The following is a 17,984-nucleotide window of genomic DNA, read 5'->3' on the forward strand; positions in this document are numbered from 1 at the left end:
CCACGGTGCGTCTGGCGGCGGCCGCGCTCCGGGTTCTGGTTCCGGGTGCGCGTTCGACGGCCGCCGATCGGTTCCGGCCTCACTCGCCGTCCGGCGAGACGACCACCCGCTCCCGGGCGGCCTCCACCGCGAGGTCGAACAGGTCGTCGGGTTCCGCGGCCTCGACGGCCGACAGCGAGGCGTTCGTCTCGGGGAAACTCGGCGCGACGCGCTCGCACCCCACGGGGAGCGTCGAGTCGTCGTAGGTACCGAGGTCGCGGGCGGCCGCGACGATGTCGGTCTTGTCGCGGGTCAAAAGCGGGCGGTGGACCGGGTAGCCGACCGCGGCCTCGGTGACGGCGAGGTTCTCGCCGGTCTGGCTCGACTTCTGGCCGAGCGATTCGCCGGTCACGATAGCGTGGCCGTGCTCGTCGGTGGCGACCTCGGCGGCGATGGCGAGCATGGCGCGCCGCAACGAGAGCATCCGGGTGTCATCGACGGTGTCCATCAGTCGCTCGACCACGTCGCCGGCCGGGACGACGTGTACTCGCATGTCCGCGTTCGGGGCGCGGCGGGCGATGGTTCGCACCGTCTCGATGGCCCGCGCGCGGTGGTCCGCGCCGCCGTAGTCGCCCAAGTCCACGTAGACGGGGACGATTTCACAACCGCGGCGCATCAGCTCCCACGTCGCCACCGGCGAGTCGATGCCGCCGGAGACGAGCGAGACGGCCCGTCCCTGCGTCCCGAGCGGGAGTCCGCCCGGCCCCTCGAAGCGCCGGACGGCGAGGTACGCCGTCTCCTCGCGGCACTCGATTCGGTAGGTTCGGTCGGGGTCGTCGAGGTCGACGGGCGCGCCGGTCGCCTCGACGACGGCGCTTCCGGCCTCGCGTTCGAGGTCGGAACTGCTGAACGCGTGTCGGTCGGCGTCGCCGACGCGGTCGGCGTCGACGGCGAACGCCGCCCCGTTGGGGTGGTCGGACGCGAGGGTCCGACAGGTCTCGACGATGTCGTCGAGGACGGGGTCGCAGGCGACGCAGGGGCGCGCCCAGACGACGCCCGGCACCTCGGCGCAGGCGGCCGCGACGGCGTCGGCGTCGGCCGCGTCGCGGACGAGCAGGCGGGACCACTCCCGCTCGACGCGGCCAGCGAGTGAGCGGTCGTCGAGGACCGCTTGGAGGTTCGTCCGCAGTCTGGCCTCCATCTTCGCCCGGACGCTCGAACTCTTCGTGCCCACCTCGCCGTAGCCGACGAGGACGACGTGCGCCGTCTGATTCACGGTCGACGTTCTCCGGCGGCACCCTTCAGCGTCTCGTTTCGAGGGGGTGTCCGAACCCGCCGAGCGGTGCTGTCCGCTACTATTAGTGTTATATATTTGTAAATAGAACAATTTACTGAACTGTAGACAGACGGCGAAACAATATAAACTACTTAATAGATTTCACGCCGTTTCTGACTCGTACGACCGCTAACCAACCCGCCGCCGCCGCGCTCGACGCTCGCCCGACGCCCACCTGACGTCCACTTGACGCTCACTCGATGCCAATGACCGACGAGTCGCCAGCCGACATCGACCTCACCGACCCGCAGTACTACCTCAACCGCGAGCTGAGCGAACTGGAGTTCCAGTCTCGCGTGCTCAACGAAGCCCTCGACGACCGGAACCCGCTTCTCGAACGGGTCCGCTTTCTCTCCATCTTCACGAAGAACTTAGACGAGTTCTTCATGAAGCGCGTCGGCGGGCTGAAACAGCAGATAGACGCCGGCGTGACCGAGCAGACGACCGACGGGCGGACGCCCCTCGAGCAGTGGGAAGAAGCCATCGACAAGGCCCGCCCCATGCTCGAGCGACAGGCCGCGTGCTACCGCGAGGAGATTCGGCCGGCGCTCGCAGAGGAGGGCATCCGCATCTGCGACTACGACGAGCTGATGCCCGACCAGCGGGCGGAGATGCGCGACTACTTCGAACTCTCGGTGCTCCCGACGCTCACCCCGCTGTCGTTCGACCCGGCGCACCCGTTCCCCTTCATCTCGAACCTCTCGCTGTCGCTCGCGGTCGTCACCCGCGATGACGACGGCGACCAGACGTTCACGCGGGTGAAGATTCCGCAGAACCGCCCGCGGCTCGTCGAGGTCGACACCGACGGCGACGAGGTTCGATACGTCCTCTTGGAGGAGGTCATCCGCGCCAACCTCGACCTGCTGTTCCCGAACGTCGAGGTCGTCGACACCGCGGTGTTCAAGCTGACGCGGAACGCCGAGGTCCGCCGGAACGAGGAGGTCGCGGAGGACCTCATCGACATGATAGAGGAGGTGCTCGAACAGCGCCGCTTTGCCACCGTTGTCCGCCTCGAAATCGAGGCGGACGCGCCCGAGGCGGCGCGGGACCTCCTCGTCGAGCAGTTGGACCTCGACGACCGCGAGGTGTTCGAACTCCACGGGCCGCTCGACTACCGCGAACTGATGGACCTCACGGACCTCGACCGCCCGGACCTCTCGCTGGAGTCGTGGACGCCCCAGCCCCATCCTCGGTTTTCGGACCTCGACGCGACCGACGCGGGAATCGGCTCGGGCCCGTCGTCCCCCGAGGCGGCCGGCGACGACGGCGACACCATCTTCGACGAGATTCGCCGCAAGGACGTGCTGTTGCACCACCCGTACCACTCGTTCGGCGACACTGTCCAGCAGTTCCTCGACGCGGCCGCAAACGACCCCAACGTGCTGGCCATCAAGGCCGCCATCTACCGGACTGCCTCGGACTCGAAGGTCATCGAGGCGCTCATCGACGCCGCCGACAACGGCAAGCAGGTCGCGGCGATGGTCGAACTCAAAGCGCGGTTCGACGAGCAGAACAACCTCGAATGGGTGCGGCGACTCGAAGAGGAGGGCATCCACGTCGCCTACGGCACCATCGGCCTGAAGACGCACACGAAGACCGCGCTCGTCGTCCGCGAGGAGGAAGACGGCGTCCGCCTCTACTCCCACGTCGCCACGGGCAACTACCACTCCGGGACCGCGAAGGGCTACGTCGACCTCGGCCTCCTCACCGCCGACCGCGACATCGGACAGGACCTCGTGAAGGTGTTCAACTTCTTCACCGGCCCCTCCTTGGACGAGGAGTTCCGGAAGCTCCTCATCGCCCCCGTGACGATGCGAAACGAGTTCACAAAATGCATCCGTCGGGAGGCCGAACACGCCCGCGCCGGCCGCGACGCCCGCATCGTCGCCAAGATGAACGCGCTCGAAGACCCCGGTATCGTCGAGGAACTGTACGAGGCCTCGATGGCCGGCGTCGCCATCGACCTGCTCGTCCGCGACATCTGTCGGCTCCGCCCCGGTCTGGAGGGCGTCTCGGAGACCGTCACGGTCCGAAGCGTCGTGGACCGCTTCCTCGAACACTCGCGTATCTTCTACTTCGAGAACGCGGGCGACCCGGACTACTACATCGGCTCTGCCGACTGGATGACTCGCAACCTCGACAAGCGCGTGGAGGCCATCGCGCCCGTCGAGGACCCCGACATCCGCGAGCAGTTGCGATTCGTCCTCGAACTCGGCTTCGCCGACAACCGGAAGGCCTGGGAGATGAGCCCCGACGGCACCTACGACCAGCGAAACCCGGGCGACGGCCACGAGATTAGCATGCAGAAGATTCTGATGGACCAGACGCTCGCGGCGTCGAACACGCCCGGCGTCCACCGCGGTATCTCGGCGTCGCACCCGGACGTCCCCGAGACGCTCCTCGTGGAGTCCGACCCGTCCGTGATGACCCCCCGAGACGGCGCGGCGACTGCGGACGGGGACGAAGATGGGGGTAGCGTCGGAGTCGGAGTCGGAGTCGGAGACGAAAGCGACGCCGACGCCGCAACCGACGCCGCCACCGAATCCGCCACCGAACCCACCGTCGAGGCCGGCGCGGGCGCGCCAAAGAACGGCGACCCTCAGCGCGTCCTCGACGACTTCCCCGAGAAGTGGTACGTGCCGAGCAGTCGGCACTACGAGTACGCGGTTCGGACGCCGGACGGCGACCGCGACTACCGAAAGACGGCCGAGGCGGCCGCGCGACTGGTCGAGAAGTACTACGGCGAGGAGTAGCGTCGCCCTCGCGGGCGACGCGGCGTTTAGTGTTCTGTCTTTGTTTTCGCGGGCCTTCGGGGCGACGAGGCCTCAGAACGTGCTGAGTTCGCCCTCGATGGTCCGGCGGGTGATGTCGGTCACGTTCGCGAGTTCGCGGTCGACGATGGCGACGACCTCGTCTTCGATGTCGGCGACGGTGACGCCGTCGTCGGTGATGACCTTCGCGTCGGCGACGTGGGGTTCGTCGATGGGGCGGCCGATCTGCGAGAGCAGGCGGACCTGCAGGTCGCGGATGCCGTCGACCTCGGCGACGACCGTCTCGGCGATGTGGGTCGAAAGCAGGTTGTAAATCTTCCCGATGTGGTTGACGGGGTTCTTCCCCGAGGTGGCTTCCATGCTCATGGGGCGGTTCGGCGTGATGAGCCCGTTGGCGCGGTTGCCGCGGCCGACGGAGCCGTCGTCGCCCTGCTCGGCGGACGTGCCGGTCGTCGTGAGGTAGATAGAGCCCTCCTCGTAGTCGTCGGCGGTGTTGACCTCGACGTTGACCTCGCGGTCGGTGTAGTCGGTGGCGAGGTCGGAAACGAACTCGCGCACATTGTCGACGGCGGCGACGTAGTCGTCGATGTCGTCGAGGTGTTTGTCGACCATCGCGGCGGCGACGGTCACGTCGATGACGTCGCCCTCGCGCTTGCCCATGAGCTTGATGTCCTGTCCGAGTTCGGGGTGGTCGTCGCCGTAGGCCGCGCCGTTGAGAGCGCGCTCGGCTTCGAGGACGATCTGTTCGGTCTCGGTCAGGGGGGCGTGGCCGACGCCGAAGCTCGTGTCGTTGGCCATCGGGACCTGCTTGGTCTCCTCGCCGAACACGTCCTGGAGGTCGCCGGAGCCCTCGCCGAGCTTCACGTCGACGATGATGTCGGTTCCCACGTCGAGCCCGGGGATGTTCTCGTTGAGGTACTCGCGGGCGGCCCGGAGCGCCGTCGAGTCGACGGGGATCTTCTCGCCGTCGTACTCCTTCGTGGCGCGGCCGACGATGAGGAGATAGATGGGCTCGATGACCTCGCCGCCGCCGAAGGCGGGCGCGGCCGTGCCCGCGACGAGCTGGGTCTCGTCTGTGTTGTAGTGAAGCACCTTGCCGACGCGGTCGAGATAGAGGTTCGAGAGCGCGCGGGAGACGCTCTCGGCGATGCCGTCGGAGATGGAGTCGGGGTGCCCGATACCCTTTCGCTCGACGATTTCGACCTCCTGGTCCTCGACCGCGCGCTTGTCGGCGGATTCGAGGCGGATATTTCGGTCGCTCATTGGCGGGACGTACCCGGCGGGCGGTTCTATAACTTGCGGAAACCTTTGGCCACCATCGTATTACTTGAGAGTATGCTCGGGCAGTATCTGCCGAGAGCACCGACGCCTGCGGGACCGGGAGGCCGCCTACTCCTCGGGCGCGCCGAGCAACATCCCGAGGTAGGAGGTCCGAATCTGGTCGTCGGGGTCGAGACCGAGCTCCCGGAGGACGGCGAACGCCCCTTCGCGGGCGTCGTCGACGCCGGATTCGACCTCGACTTCGACCTCGACGAACTCGCCGAGTCCCGACACCGAGTCGAGCGAGACGGTGTAGCCGTCGAGGGCGAACCGCTCGCGCTCTTTCTCGACGGTCGCGGCGGGTTCGAAGCCGACGGCCTCGCAGATGGCGTCCATCGTCTCGCCGTCTTCGACGCCGGTCTCGTACTCCCGGCGGGTCTTCGACGACTCGTCCACGAGCGGTCCCTTGTAGGTGACGACGGTCTCCTCGTCGGCGAGTTCGCCGCCCCCGTAGCGCGACTCGCGCCGGAGTCGGAGCGCCTCGTCGGTCTCGGCGAAGTCCCTGTGCGGAGCGTCGTAGTAGGTGTCAGTCTGGGCGACGCAGTTGACCCGTTCGGCCTCGGTCGCGTCGAGTCGCTCGCGAACCGCGTCGTGGTCCGCGCGGACCTTGACCTCGACTTCGTACATGCTCTCACGGGCGCGTTCGGAGGGGAAAAACGTCGGTGACTCGCGCCGGCGACTCCTCAGCATCGTGGCATTTGTTATCTTTTATCATGAAAGAACCCGTAGTATGACGGGAGTATGAGCCAAGAGACGCCGAACCCGGCCACCGCGGTCGAACAGCACGCCGGCGAGACCGCCGACTACGAAATCACGGGGAACGTCATCCTCACCGCGATGGCCGCCGGCTTCGTCGGGACGGTGTTGATGCTTCCCGTCCTCGTCGGCATCCCCGAACTCCTCGGTCTCTTCACGACCGAGCCGATTACGCGGTTCGCCGGGGTGGCGGCGTTCTTCGGCTACGAACCGAGGTTCGCGCTCGGAGCGTTCCTCTTCGGTATCGGCGGGGTGGTCGTCCTCCCGGTGACGTTCGTCGTCGTCGGCGCGTTCCTCCCGCCGGAGTCGCCGGCGTACCTCCGCGGCGTGTCGTTCGCGACGCTCTACTGGGTGGGTTTCGTGCCGGCGTTCTGGCCGGCCGCGGACGGGTTCGTCACCGCCTCGTTCCTCGTGTTCTCGCTTCTGGCCCACTGGGTGTACGGCCTCTCGCTCGGCTACCTCCTCGACCTGTTCGCGGAAATACCGCAACACGAGGTCTGAGCGTCACTGCGGACGCGGTCGTCGCTGTTCGCCGTCGCCCACTGTCGTCCGCGCTTCGCGCCCCGCCAGCGTCTCTTTTGTTTTCGACCGTCGCCGTCGACTGCCGTCTCCCGAGTCCCTCGTCCGCGTCCTTTCATTCGCGCCCCCTCGTCCGCCTCCTCTTGTCAGCCTCTCTTCGTCGTTCTTCTCCCCCGCCCACCCCCCTTCGTCGTTCCTCCTCGCCCCGCCGTGAACGGCCGGAACCGGCCGCTCGACACCGTCCGAACCCGATGGTTCCGAAACAATAATCATCACGAACGTTAATTATCTTATTTGGGTGGTGTTATCAATGGTCACGGAACTCATGCCGGCGGCCGCGTTCCCGCTCCAGTCGGGGTTGGTCCCGCGGGGGACCCGCGCGTTCGTCTTCGAACGCATCTTCGAGGTGTTCCTGCTTTTGGGGACGCTCGTCGGGGTCGTCGTCGTTGGGTATATGCTCTACAACGCGTACCGGTATCGCTCCGGCTCCGGAAAGGGTCACGTCGACGAGGGCAACCGCCTCGTCCTCGGGGAACTCCCGTCGGGGAGCGGCGGGGGCCAAAAGCTGTTCACCTCGTTTTTCATGAGCATGGTCATCGTCGTCTCGCTGGTCTCGTGGACGTACCTGACGCTCCTGTACGTCGAGGAAGGCCCCGCTGACGACGAGTCGCTCGACGTCGAGGTCGAGGGCTACCAGTTCGGCTGGCGCTTTACCTATCCGAACGGCCACACCACCGACGGCGTGCTTCGAGTCCCCGCCGACCGACCCGTCCAACTGACGATTACCACGGCGGACGTGTTCCACAACTTCGGTATCACGGCGTTACGCGTCAAATCCGACGCCATCCCCGGACAGGAGACGGAGACGTGGTTCACCGCCGACGAACCGGGGACGTACACCGCGCGGTGTTACGAACTCTGCGGCGTGGGCCACTCCTATATGTCCGCCGAGGTCATCGTGATGCCGCCCGACGAGTACGAGGCGTGGTACGCGAACACGACCGCGGATAACGCGACCGCGAACGGGTCGAGCGTCGATGGATCGGTCGCCGCCTCATCGGCCGTCGCCCAATCTGTCGCACCCCAACCGAGCCTCCGGCCGGCGGTGGTGCCATGACCGACGCGTCCCCCGAGCGGGACGCCGCGGCCGACGGCGGCCACGAGGTCGCCCGCGGCGGCGACGACCACGGCCACGACTTCCCCGGCAGGGGGAGCATCAAACGCTGGTTCGTCACGACGAACCACAAGGACGTTGGCATCCTCTACGTCGTCACGTCGCTTTTCTTCCTCGTGCTCGGCGGCGTCCTCGCGTGGCTGATGCGCGTCCAACTGCTCGCTCCGCGGGCGCTCGGCGAGGGGATTCTCTCGCCCGTCGCGTACAATCAGACCGTCTCGGCCCACGGGCTGTTGATGGTGTTCTGGTTCCTCTCGCCGTTCGCGTTCGGCTTCGCCAACTACGTCGTCCCGCTCCAACTCGGCGCGAAAGACCTCGCGTTCCCGCGGCTCAACGCGCTGTCGTACTGGCTCTATCTCTTTTCGGGCATCCTGTTCGGCGTCTCGTTCTTCCAAGGGGGGACGTTCTCCGGCGGGTGGACGATGTACGCCCCGCTGAACGTCCCGACGTTCACGCCCGACGTGGGGGCGTCGACGGCCGTCTTGGCGCTCGTGCTGTTCGTCGCCTCCGTCACCGTCTCGTCGGTCAACTTCCTGACGACGATGCACCGGATGCGCGCCGAGGGGCTGACGCTCCGGAACCTCCCGCTGTTCAGTTGGACGATTCTCCTGACGGTCTGGATGATGCTGTTCGCCTTCGCGGCGCTTCTGGCGGCGCTGTTGGTGCTCTCGTCGGACCGCCTGCTCGGGACGACCTACTTCGCCATGGAGTCGCCGGCGGGGGCGCTCCTGTGGACGCACCTGTTTTGGTTCTTCGGCCACCCCGAGGTGTACATCGTCTTCTTCCCGGCGCTCGGCGTCATGGCCGAGGTGTTCCAGACGTTCACCGGCCGCCGCATCGTCGGCCGCAAGTGGTTCATCCTCGCGATGGTGCTCGTCGCCATCCAGAGCTTCGCCGTCTGGATGCACCACATGTTCCTGACGAGCATCAACCTCCAGGTGAAGACGCTCTTTATGATAACCACCATCGGCATCTCGCTCCCGTTCGACCTGATGGTGTTCGCGCTCATCTACACGATGCTCAAGGGGAAGATCCGCTTCACGACGCCGTTCCTGTTCGTCTTCGGGGCGCTCCTGTTGTTCATCATCGGCGGCATCACCGGCGTGTTCCTCGGCGCGGTCGTCCTCGACTACGAGTTCCGCGGCACCTACTGGGTCGTCGCCCACTTCCACTACGTGATGGTCGGCGGGGTGACGGCGCTCGTCGGCGGCCTCTACTACTGGTTCCCGAAGATGACCGGCCGGATGTACGACGAGTTCCTCGGCAAACTCCACTTCGCCGTCTACTTCGTCGGTTTCAATCTGCTGTACTTTCCGCTTTTCGTCGCGTGGGAGACGCCCCGCCGCGTGTTCGACTACGCGCCCGAACTCGCGCCGTGGCACCAACTCGCCACCGTCGGCGGGTTCGTCCTCGGACTGTCGTTTCTCATCATGTTCTACAACCTGTTCAAGAGCGCCTTCGTCGGCGACCCCGCGCCCGACAACCCGTGGGAGCACGCGACGACGGCCGAGTGGGCCGTCTCGTCGCCGCCGCCGCTGGAGAACTTCGACGGGACGCCGACCTACCGAAACGGACACCTCGAATTCCTCGACATCGGCGAGGTCGCACAGAGCGAGGACCGCTCCGGCGGGCCGACCGGAGCGGCCGTCTCCGACGGCGGTGTGGCGGCCTCGGCGACGACGACCGTCGCCACCGCGCTCTCGACGGCCGAAGCGACCGAAGTCGAGGGGCCGAGCCACGCGAGCATCTGGCCGTTCGTCCTCTCGGCGGGCGCGTTCCTCGTCCTCCTCGGCCTCTCATCGCTCCAAGACGCCGCGTTCCCCGAGGGGATGGTCGGGGCCGCCTACGCGACCACGGCGGTCGCGGGCGGCGTCGTCACTCTCGGGTCGCTCGTCGCCATGGGGCTCGAACCGTTTCACGGCCCGGTCTTCGAAGAGGGCGAGGCGTGGCCCTTCGCCGGCATCGACAACGGCAAGGTCGGGATGTGGATATTCCTCGCGTCCGACGTGGTGTTGTTCGGGGGCTTCATCGGAGCCTACGTGTTCACCCGCGTCGCCTTCGGCTGGACCGGCTGGGAGCCGATTCCGCCCGACCCGATTCCGGGGCTGGTGAACACCTACATCCTGCTCACGAGTAGTTTCACGGTCGTCCTCGCGCTCGTCGCGGCCGAGAAGCGACACAAGTGGGGCGTCGTGACGTGCCTCGGGGCGACGTTCGTCCTCGGCATCGGCTTCCTCATCAACAAGGGATTAGAGTGGCAACACCTGTTCCACGAGGGGCTGTGGCTCTCGACGAACGTCCGCGCCTCGACGTTCTTCCTCACGACCGGCCTGCACGCCGCCCACGTCATCGCGGGCCTCCTCGTCGCGCTGTACCTGACCGCGCGCGCCTGGCGGGGCGCGTACCTCGAAGACAGCCGCTCGGTGGAGTACTTCGGCCTCTACTGGCACTTCGTCGACATCGTCTGGCTGTTCCTGTTCCCGCTGTTCTACATCCTGTGAGGTGACAACGATGGTATCCACGAAACTCTATACGGCGATTTACGCGGCGTTGTTCGTCTCGGCGACCGTCCAAGTGCTGGTCGAGTTCGCGGGACTGAGCTACTGGCTGGCCTTCGGCGTCATCCTCGCCCTGTCGGCCGCGAAGGCGGTGCTGGTCGCGGCGTACTTCCAGCACCTCCGGTTCGAACCGCGGTCGCTGACATATCTGGTCGGTATCGGCCTCGCGGCCGCGCTGGCGCTCACCCTCGCGGCGTCGTACTCGCTCCTGTGACCGTGCGAGCCGACTCCTCCTCCCGCTGGCGCTCCCGGGAACCCCTCGTCGCGGTCGGCTACGCCCTGCTGTTTTCGGTCCCCGTCGGCGTCGGCGTGACCGTCATGATGACCCGCGTCGCCCCCGGCGAACTCACCGACCCGCTCGTCATCGGTCCCGGTCTCGCGCTCGCGGTGGGCGTCTTCGCGCTCGTCGTCGTCGCCGCGACGACCGGCGAGAACGCGGCCTGACCGGCGGCCTCGCCTCCGTCCGGCCCGCGCTCGGACGTACCTTCTTTGACCTCGGCGTGGTAACGGTACGCATGAAAGGAACAACCGTCGCCCTCGCGGCCGCCTTCGGAGCTCTCGTCCTCGGACTCGGGGTTCTCCTCGTCTCGGAGGCCGTCGGCGCGAGCGAATCGTTCGTCGTGGTCGGCGGCGTCGTCGCGCTGGCGGGCGTCGGCGTCCTCACCAGCGTCGTGATGCGCCTGCCGGACCCCGCCGAAGGCGAACACGGCGAACACGGCGGCGACCACGCCTGACGGTCCCTCGCGTCGCGTCACAGGCTGAAGCCGACGACCGCGAGTAGGAACAGCGCCGTGAAGACCACGCCGAGCGCGCCGGCGACCTTCAGGTGGTAGACGAACAGGTCTTCGGCCTCGGCCTCGACCGCCGCCTCGTACGCCGTGATTTCGCCGTCGCGCAGTTCGTCGTGGGCGTCGCCGACGTGGAGGTCCCGGAGTCGCTCCCGACGGAACGGCCGGTCGCAGTACGGACACGTCGCCGCCGCGGTCTCGCCGTCGGGGACGGCGGTTTCGGGGACGACGACCGCGTCTCGGTGGCTCACCCCGCGACACCTCCGACCGTCGGTTGAGCGACGACCCACAGGCTCGCCATCGTGTAGCAGACCGTGACGGCGACGAAGGGGTACTCGCTCCGGAGCGGTTGCAGGCGACCCGGAAAGAGGCCGAACGCGCGGGCGTGAGCGACCCACACCGAGAGCAGGTGACCGAGGACGACGAACGCCAACTGGAGGCCGCCGAACCACGCCGGAGCGGCCAGCACCGAGGGGTTCGCGGGTGGCGACAGCGGCGAGGCCGCGACCGCGACCAGCGCGGGCGCGAGTCCGACGACGTAGCCGAGGAAGTGCGCGAGGTGGTAGCCGGCGGCGATGGGGACCAACGCGGGCGCGAACCAGCCGGCGACGAAGCCGACGGTCACGTACGTGTCCGCGGTTCCGCGGGCGACGCTCGCGGCCAGTCGGTAGCCGCCGAGGAAGACGAGAAAGCCCGCGACGATTCCGGCGAGGTTCACGAGCCACGCGGGGACCGCACCCGCGGCGTCGAGGGCGCGCCCCCACGCGACCGTGACGACGAGGCCGTCCAACGTCGTCACCCAGAGGAGCGCGACGACGAACGCCACGTCGTCGGTTCCCAGTCGTTCGCGAGTGCGCGTCAGTCCCGCGCCGGGAACCGAAATCGAGAGGCCGCCGTCGCCCCGCCGGACCGGCGCGAGCAGGCCGTACAGCCGGAACACCCGAGCGACGGGGTCGGCGCGGCGGAACCACGCGTCGCCGTAGACGACCGCGCCGCCGACGGTGACGAGGCTGTAGGCGACGACCACGGCGGCGAGCGCCCGCGGATTCACCGCCAGCGGGCTGACGACCTCCAGCCAGACGAGTCCGAGGAGGCCGGCGACGCTCGGCCACGACCCGAGCTGGTCGGGGTACGGCCGCGACAGTCCGCGAACCGCGGCAACCCGGTCGCGGAGCGTCGCGCCGAGCGTCCGCCACGGGTTCACAAGCGCCCACGCGTTCCCGACGAGGTAGGTGACCATGGTGAACCCGGCCCACCAGCCGACCCAGACGAGCAGGACGCCGAGGTTGGCGATGCCGACGGGCGGCCCGAACAGCCCGAAGGCGACGACGAGGACGAGCGCGGCGACGCCGAGTAGCTTGAGCGCGGCCTCCGCGGTTGCGACGACTCCTGCGAGGCCTCCGATTCGGACGCCCGCGCGCCCGAAGGCGTCGAGGGTCTCGTCGTCGGTGACGAACGCCGACAGCAGGAACGAGACGCAGACGACGCCCCCGCCGGAGACGACGACGAGCCAGAACGGGGCCGGAACGGAGCGGAGCGACCCGGCCAGCGAGCCGGCGTGCGCGAGCGCCGGAGTCGAAAAAGCGACCGAAGCGACCGCGAGCGCCGCGGTCCAGACTGCACCGCGCCGAACCGCGGTGCCGGCCACGTCCCCGGCGCGTCGGCTCATCGCCGCGCCTGCTTCGTCAGCGACGGTCCGAGCGCGAGCAGGGCGACGGCGACGACGAACACCAGCGTCGAGATATCGACCGAGAGCGCCCGGAGCGCGCTCACGACGCCGGTGCCGCCGGCCGTCCCCGCGGCGAGGCCGCCGACGAGCGGGACGGTACAGCCGACGCACGAGACGAGTCCGAGCGCCCCCGAGAGCGCGCTCTTCGCGGCGTCGAGGACGGCGGCGTAGACGAGGTACGCGAGCGCGAGGTAGCCGGCGACGCGGTACGGGACGAACGTCGCCGAAACGACTTCGCCGGCGTAGCCCACTCGCGGCCCCCATCCCGGCGCGGCGAGCGAGAACTGCCAGCCGGTCGGGTGATGCGCGGCGGCGTGCCCGTGGCTCCCGCCGAGAAGCGCGGCGAGGTCCACGGACACCAGTCCGGCCAGCGACGCGAGGACGACGAAGTACGCGACTGCGACCGCGCCGGCGACGAGTCGCGCCCGACGGCTCGCCCGCGACGGGTCGGTCCAGAGGACGGCCGCCGCGCCGACGGTTATCCAGACGAGCGGGTACAACAGGTATCGGAGGCTCTCGACGCGCTCCGGCGCGGCGGAGAGATACGCCCCGACGGCGAGCGCTTCGACCCAACAGAGCGCCGCGAGCCACCACAGCCGCGGCGCGTGTCGGGGGTCCAGCCGCCCCGCGTCCGAGGTCGCCATCTCAGAGGAATCCCACCAGCCTGAGCACGATGCCGACGGCGGAAAGCAGGCCGAGCACCCACGACCCGAGGAGCGTCGCCTGCGACCGCGTCAGTCCGCGCCCCCGCGCGGCGTGGTACGTCCCGTAGAACAGGTACGCGACGACGACGGTGAGCGTCCCGACGCCGAGCGCCGGCCCCGCGGCGTTCGACACGCCCTCGGGGATGGCGCTTCCGCCGACGAAAAGCACCGCCATCGCGCCGAACCCGAGCGCCACGAGGAGGAAGACGAGCGACAGGACCGTCGTGTCGTCGGCCCAGCGACGCGCGGTGGTTCCGCTCTCGGTATCGCTTCCGCCCGCGCGCCCCGACGAGCCGCCGCCGGTCGGCATCGGCACGCTCGTGACGGAGTAGTGTCGCCAGCCGCGGCCGGTCAGGAACACGGTGAGCGCCAGCAGTACGACGCCGAGGACGAACCCGAGGAACAAGCCAGTCTGTGCCATGTGAACACGCCTCGTTTTCTATAACTATTGACAATGATATAAGCGATTCGACCACACAGCGGCCCTCGGGGTCGAGTTCCCGGCGGTCGGCCGCCTCGAACGCGTCGCGACGGCGAAACGTGATTCTTAAGGGTCGCACGAGTCACGTAGCGTGTATGAGCGACGAACAGCAGGCGGAGGCCGAGCAGGTCGATGAAGAGGTCGAGTCCGGTATTCAGGACGGCGACTTCGTCCGCCTCGCGTACACGGTGCGAACGATCGAGGACGGCGACGTCGTCGACACGACGGACAAAGAAGTGGCCGAAGAGGCCGAGATCGACGTCGAGGGCTACGAGTTCGAGCCCCGCGTCGTCATCGTCGGTGCCGGCCACGTCTTCCCCGAGGTCGACGAGGCCCTCATCGGTGCCGAGGCGGGCGATGAAGATACCGTCGAGATTCCGGCGGTCGACGCCTTCGGCGAGTACGACGAGGACGAAGTGCGCACGGTCAGCGCCAACAAGATCGACGAGGACGACCGCTACCCCGGCGCGCAGGTCACCATCGACGGCGACCAGGGCCGTCTGGAGACCATCATCGGCGGTCGCGCCCGCGTCAACTTCAACCACCCCCTCGCCGGCGAGGACCTCGAATACGAGTACGAAGTGCTCGAACTCGTCGACGACCGCGAGGAGCAGGCCTCCGGTCTCCTCGGGATGTACCTCCAGGAGGCCCCCGACGTCTGGATTCAGACGGACGAGGTCGAAGAGGAGCAGGTCGTCGAGTCCGACGACGACGAAGATGAGGACGCCGAGCCCGAGACGGAGACCGTCACCGTCGACAAGGACACGCTCTACATCGAGGCGACGCCTCAGATGACGATGAACCAGCAGTGGATGTTCTCCAAGCAACAGATCGCTCAGGACATCATGCAGCGGCTGGACATCGACCGCGTCATCGTGCAGGAGACCATCGAGGGCGGCATGGGCGGCATGGGTGGCCTCGGCGGTATGATGGGCGGCGCGGGCGGCGCCGACATCGAAGAGGCAATCGAGGACGTCGACATCGACGCCGACGAACTCGCCGCGGAACTCGACGCCGACGAAGAGTAAGCGAGTCCGCCGCCCTCGCTCTCCCGGCGAATCGGCGGCTTCTTGATACTCGCCTTCCGACCGCTTCGTAGCCATGGCTTCGCCAGACGACGCCGCGACGGACCAGTTCCGCGACCTGACCGACGTGAAAGTCGCGCTCGTCGCCGGGCTCTGTACCGTCGCATTGACCCTGTCGCTCAAGTACGGTGTCGGCATCGAGGTGCCGTTCGTCTACCGCCTCTCCCCGCTCGCACCGTACTTCGCCTCCGTCTTTTCTCGCGGCGCGGCGCTGTCCGCGCGGACGTGGATGGCGCTCACCGCGGTCGTCACGCTCGCCACGTTCGGGTTCTTCGCGTTCTGAGCGCTCCTCCCCGGGCGGACCGATTCTCGATACTCAGGCGATGTCGCGGCTGGTGTCGACGGTGACGCGCTCCGCCAGCCGGAGCTTGATGGTCTCGTCGAGCGCGCGCCCCCCGCGGAACTTGGGGACCGCGAGCCGGTTGACGATTTCCGAGCCGTCTATCTTCGTGTCGAGGTCGAACACCACGTCGGCCATGTGCTCGGTCAGGTCGCGGTTGTCCGGAATCGTCTCGCCTTTCAGGCCGTGGAGGACGGTCAGCCCCCGCGTGTTGACCATGTGGGTCTGGAGGTCGTTGAGGAACCGCCGGTAGCGGGGCGGCTCGCTCCGTTCGAGCACGTCGACCACGTCGATGACGAGGTTCGCGCCCTCCGGGAGGTCGCGGACCAGACTGCTCGCGGCGTCCAGCGGGGCGTCGCCGCCCACGTCGCGCACGGTGGGGCTCCCGGTCGGACCGGGGTTCCGTTCGAGCGCGTCGGTGACGGCCTCGGCGGAGCGAACCGTCGTCAGCCACAGCGTCCCCCGCGTGGTCGTCAGTTCGTGGAGAAACAGTTCGGACTGGCTGGCCGGGTCGGCGGCGAGGAGGACGATGCTCCCCGCGGGGATGCCCCCGCCGAGCTGGCGGTCGAGCACGTCGATTCCCGTCGCCAGTCGAGACATGCTCATGCGTTAGGCGGTGGCTCATATTACTTCTTCCCCGGAATCCTGTCGGCGATTCGACTGTACGCCGCCCGAACTGTTGGACGAGTGAGGACTGGCGACGACTCCTCCGGAACGGTCCCGAGCACCGGTGCGCCCACGAGGTCGGACACCGCTTCGGGGGCCATTCGTGACCGCGAGACGACACATCCGACGACCGGCGTGCCGAGCGCCCGCGCCATCGCGGCCGTCTTCGCGGCGTCGCGGAGCGCCGGCGCGCACAGCGGCGACACGACGACCACGCCGTCGGCGACGCGGAGCGGGACCGCGGCGTCGGGGCCGGCCCCCGCGGGGCAGTCGACGACCGCCCGCCGCTCGTCGTCCGCGGCGGTTCGGAGCCACCGCTCGAACGCGTCGTCGTCGGTCCCGGTGGGTGCCGGTAGCACGGAGACGGTCGGGTCAGTCGGATGAGAGCGGACCGACGGCTCTCGGACGGGTGCGCCCGGGGCGGCGTCCACCGGCCGTTCGACGCCGGCCATCGCGTGGAGGTTCGGCATGTCTCTGTCGGCGTCGACGGCGAGCACCGGGCCGTCGAGTGCGCTCGCCAATCCGAGGGTCGTGGTGGTCTTCCCGCTTCCGCCCTTGCCGCCCGCGATTGCCAACATAGCCGGGGTTGGCCCCGGCTTGGTACTTGAACCTGCGGCGAAAACGAGTCCGTCGAGCCGACCTCAGTCGTGACAACAGCCGCCGGCCTCGCCGCCGAAGTCGACCGACAGCGGCTCGGAGATGGCCTGATTAATCTTCTCTAACTCGCCGACGAGTTCGGCCTGCGCGAGGAGGTACTCCTCCATCACGGGTTCGGAGTGGAGTTCGTCTTGGGCCGCTTGGACCTTCCGGAGCCCCTCTTGGGTCGCTTCGCCCATCTGTCGGGACACGTTGAACTCCTCGCGGAGCTGATTGAACTCCGTGATGAGTTCCTGCACGTCGTCGTCGGCTTCGACGGCGGCTTTCGCCTCCTCGTAGGCCTCGTACTTCGGATGGTCGGCGATGGCCTCGCCGAGTTCGCGCCCGAGTTCTTCGAGCCGCGTCGTCTGCGTGCTCATAGCCGCGCGTTGGGGTGCGAGCGGTTTCAACCTGCCGAACGGGGAAGGAAAAGCGGCGAGCCCGCCCCGCTGGGGGCTCAGACGTGGGCGTCGACGAACGCGACCACGTCCTGCAGTTCGTCCGGGCCGACCCCGTGGGGCGCGCCGTAGACGTTCGCCGTCACGTCCGCGCCGAGTTCGCGGAGGCGGTCGGCGGCGCGTTCGACCCGCGAGGCCGGGATAATCTGGTCCATCGACCCGCCGCCGACGAACACCGGCTTGCCGGCGATGCCGTCGGGGTCGAGGTCGGCGTGCGAGTCCGCGAGATAGCCGTGGAGCGCGACGACCCACGCGTAGTCGTCGGGGTCGTCGAGGAGGAGCGACAGACTGGTAATCGCGCCCTGACTGAAGCCGAGGAGGCCGATTCGGTCGGGGTCGATGTCGTACGCCTCGACCGCGCCGGCGATGGCCTCGCGGACGAGGGTCCGCGAGCGCTCGAACTGCTCGGCGTGCGGCTGGCTCTGGTGGAGGCCGCCCCCCGAGAGGTCGAGTTCGTACCACGTGTAGCCGCCCTGCAGGCGGTCGGGCGCGCGGAGGCTCACGACGTGGACGCGGTCGGGGAACTCCTGTGCGATAGACAGGAGGTCCTGTTCGTTCGAGCCGCGGCCGTGGAGCAAGACGACGGCGGGAGCCGGTCCGTCGCCCGGCTCCGCCGGTTCGACGTGGACGTGTTCGAGGGGGATGTCTGACATGCACGGCGGTAGGCCGCCGCGAGGCTTGAAT

20 protein-coding genes are annotated in these 17,984 nt (G+C 68.2%); 9 read left to right on the forward strand and 11 right to left on the reverse strand.

Annotated features, from left to right (window positions below):
• Window positions 1-79 precede the first annotated feature (79 nt).
• Complete coding sequence (thiI, locus tag ACFQI8_RS07945) at window positions 80-1,255, reverse strand: tRNA uracil 4-sulfurtransferase ThiI (protein ID WP_390243832.1); 1,176 nt, start codon at window positions 1,253-1,255, stop codon at window positions 80-82.
• 266 nt (window positions 1,256-1,521) lie between these two features.
• Here thiI and ppk1 point away from each other — a divergent pair, with 266 nt between their 5' ends.
• Window positions 1,522-4,068, forward strand: a complete 2,547-nt coding sequence (ppk1, locus tag ACFQI8_RS07950) for a polyphosphate kinase 1 (protein ID WP_390244049.1) — start codon at window positions 1,522-1,524, stop codon at window positions 4,066-4,068.
• A 72-nt stretch (window positions 4,069-4,140) separates the two neighbouring features.
• Here ppk1 and ACFQI8_RS07955 read toward each other — a convergent pair whose 3' ends face one another.
• Window positions 4,141-5,349, reverse strand: coding sequence for a methionine adenosyltransferase (locus ACFQI8_RS07955; protein WP_390243833.1), 1,209 nt, complete (start codon window positions 5,347-5,349; stop codon window positions 4,141-4,143).
• 126 nt (window positions 5,350-5,475) lie between these two features.
• The gene (gene cyaB / locus ACFQI8_RS07960; protein ID WP_390243834.1) at window positions 5,476-6,033 is read right to left on the reverse strand and encodes a class IV adenylate cyclase; all 558 of its coding nucleotides are present in this window, start codon (window positions 6,031-6,033) and stop codon (window positions 5,476-5,478) included.
• A 114-nt stretch (window positions 6,034-6,147) separates the two neighbouring features.
• On the opposite strand from cyaB, the gene ACFQI8_RS07965 reads away from it, so the two are divergent.
• The 6 genes from ACFQI8_RS07965 to ACFQI8_RS07990 all read left to right on the forward strand — a co-directional run bounded on the left by ACFQI8_RS07965 (window position 6,148) and on the right by ACFQI8_RS07990 (window position 11,147).
• Window positions 6,148-6,663, forward strand: coding sequence for a DUF6789 family protein (locus ACFQI8_RS07965; RefSeq protein ID WP_390243835.1), 516 nt, complete (start codon window positions 6,148-6,150; stop codon window positions 6,661-6,663).
• 328 nt (window positions 6,664-6,991) lie between these two features.
• Window positions 6,992-7,798, forward strand: a complete 807-nt coding sequence (gene coxB, locus ACFQI8_RS07970) for a cytochrome c oxidase subunit II (protein ID WP_390243836.1) — start codon at window positions 6,992-6,994, stop codon at window positions 7,796-7,798.
• Window positions 7,795-10,356: a cbb3-type cytochrome c oxidase subunit I gene (locus ACFQI8_RS07975; protein ID WP_390243837.1), complete on the forward strand. Its 2,562-nt coding sequence runs from the start codon at window positions 7,795-7,797 to the stop codon at window positions 10,354-10,356. Before coxB ends, ACFQI8_RS07975 begins: the two co-directional genes overlap by 4 nt.
• A 10-nt stretch (window positions 10,357-10,366) precedes the next feature.
• Complete coding sequence (locus ACFQI8_RS07980; RefSeq protein ID WP_390243838.1) at window positions 10,367-10,627, forward strand: cytochrome C oxidase subunit IV family protein; 261 nt, start codon at window positions 10,367-10,369, stop codon at window positions 10,625-10,627.
• Window positions 10,624-10,857: a hypothetical protein gene (locus tag ACFQI8_RS07985; protein ID WP_390243839.1), complete on the forward strand. Its 234-nt coding sequence runs from the start codon at window positions 10,624-10,626 to the stop codon at window positions 10,855-10,857. The genes ACFQI8_RS07980 and ACFQI8_RS07985 overlap by 4 nt, the downstream gene beginning before the upstream one ends.
• Before the next feature lie 71 nt (window positions 10,858-10,928).
• A complete protein-coding gene (locus ACFQI8_RS07990; protein WP_390243840.1) occupies window positions 10,929-11,147 on the forward strand; it encodes a hypothetical protein in 219 nt (72 codons plus the stop codon).
• Between the two features lie 17 nt (window positions 11,148-11,164).
• On the opposite strand, the gene ACFQI8_RS07995 is transcribed toward ACFQI8_RS07990, so the two are convergent.
• Genes ACFQI8_RS07995 through ACFQI8_RS08010 form a run of 4 tightly spaced genes read right to left on the reverse strand, consistent with a single transcriptional unit; the run spans window position 11,165 to window position 14,055 of the window.
• The gene (locus ACFQI8_RS07995; RefSeq protein ID WP_390243841.1) at window positions 11,165-11,452 is read right to left on the reverse strand and encodes a DUF7410 domain-containing protein; all 288 of its coding nucleotides are present in this window, start codon (window positions 11,450-11,452) and stop codon (window positions 11,165-11,167) included.
• Window positions 11,449-12,870 carry a hypothetical protein gene (locus ACFQI8_RS08000; RefSeq protein ID WP_390243842.1) on the reverse strand — a complete coding sequence of 474 codons (1,422 nt, stop codon included), beginning with the start codon at window positions 12,868-12,870 and terminating at the stop codon, window positions 11,449-11,451. Before ACFQI8_RS08000 ends, ACFQI8_RS07995 begins: the two co-directional genes overlap by 4 nt.
• Complete coding sequence (locus ACFQI8_RS08005; RefSeq protein ID WP_390243843.1) at window positions 12,867-13,574, reverse strand: DUF7546 family protein; 708 nt, start codon at window positions 13,572-13,574, stop codon at window positions 12,867-12,869. The genes ACFQI8_RS08000 and ACFQI8_RS08005 overlap by 4 nt, the downstream gene beginning before the upstream one ends.
• Window position 13,575: 1 nt before the next feature.
• Window positions 13,576-14,055 carry a hypothetical protein gene (locus tag ACFQI8_RS08010; RefSeq protein WP_390243844.1) on the reverse strand — a complete coding sequence of 160 codons (480 nt, stop codon included), beginning with the start codon at window positions 14,053-14,055 and terminating at the stop codon, window positions 13,576-13,578.
• 155 nt (window positions 14,056-14,210) lie between these two features.
• Here ACFQI8_RS08010 and ACFQI8_RS08015 point away from each other — a divergent pair, with 155 nt between their 5' ends.
• Together ACFQI8_RS08015 and ACFQI8_RS08020 are read left to right on the forward strand one after the other, a co-directional pair.
• The gene (locus ACFQI8_RS08015; RefSeq protein ID WP_390243845.1) at window positions 14,211-15,143 is read left to right on the forward strand and encodes an FKBP-type peptidyl-prolyl cis-trans isomerase; all 933 of its coding nucleotides are present in this window, start codon (window positions 14,211-14,213) and stop codon (window positions 15,141-15,143) included.
• 73 nt (window positions 15,144-15,216) lie between these two features.
• Window positions 15,217-15,483, forward strand: a complete 267-nt coding sequence (locus ACFQI8_RS08020) for a hypothetical protein (protein ID WP_390243846.1) — start codon at window positions 15,217-15,219, stop codon at window positions 15,481-15,483.
• 33 nt (window positions 15,484-15,516) lie between these two features.
• Here the strand turns inward: ACFQI8_RS08020 and ACFQI8_RS08025 are convergent, their stop codons facing one another.
• The 4 genes from ACFQI8_RS08025 to ACFQI8_RS08040 form a co-directional block, all read right to left on the reverse strand.
• Entirely contained in the window at window positions 15,517-16,140 is a 624-nt protein-coding gene (locus tag ACFQI8_RS08025) for an RAD55 family ATPase (protein ID WP_390244050.1), read from the reverse strand.
• Window positions 16,141-16,166: 26 nt separating this feature from the next.
• Window positions 16,167-16,784 carry a MinD/ParA family ATP-binding protein gene (locus tag ACFQI8_RS08030; protein ID WP_390243847.1) on the reverse strand — a complete coding sequence of 206 codons (618 nt, stop codon included), beginning with the start codon at window positions 16,782-16,784 and terminating at the stop codon, window positions 16,167-16,169.
• Between the two features lie 63 nt (window positions 16,785-16,847).
• Complete coding sequence (locus tag ACFQI8_RS08035) at window positions 16,848-17,222, reverse strand: YlbF/YmcA family competence regulator (protein ID WP_390243848.1); 375 nt, start codon at window positions 17,220-17,222, stop codon at window positions 16,848-16,850.
• 77 nt (window positions 17,223-17,299) lie between these two features.
• Window positions 17,300-17,953 carry an alpha/beta hydrolase gene (locus ACFQI8_RS08040; RefSeq protein ID WP_390243849.1) on the reverse strand — a complete coding sequence of 218 codons (654 nt, stop codon included), beginning with the start codon at window positions 17,951-17,953 and terminating at the stop codon, window positions 17,300-17,302.
• Window positions 17,954-17,984: the final 31 nt, after the last annotated feature.

It is taken from the genome of Haloferax chudinovii (assembly GCF_042663345.1).
GTDB classification, from domain to species: domain Archaea; phylum Halobacteriota; class Halobacteria; order Halobacteriales; family Haloferacaceae; genus Haloferax; species Haloferax chudinovii.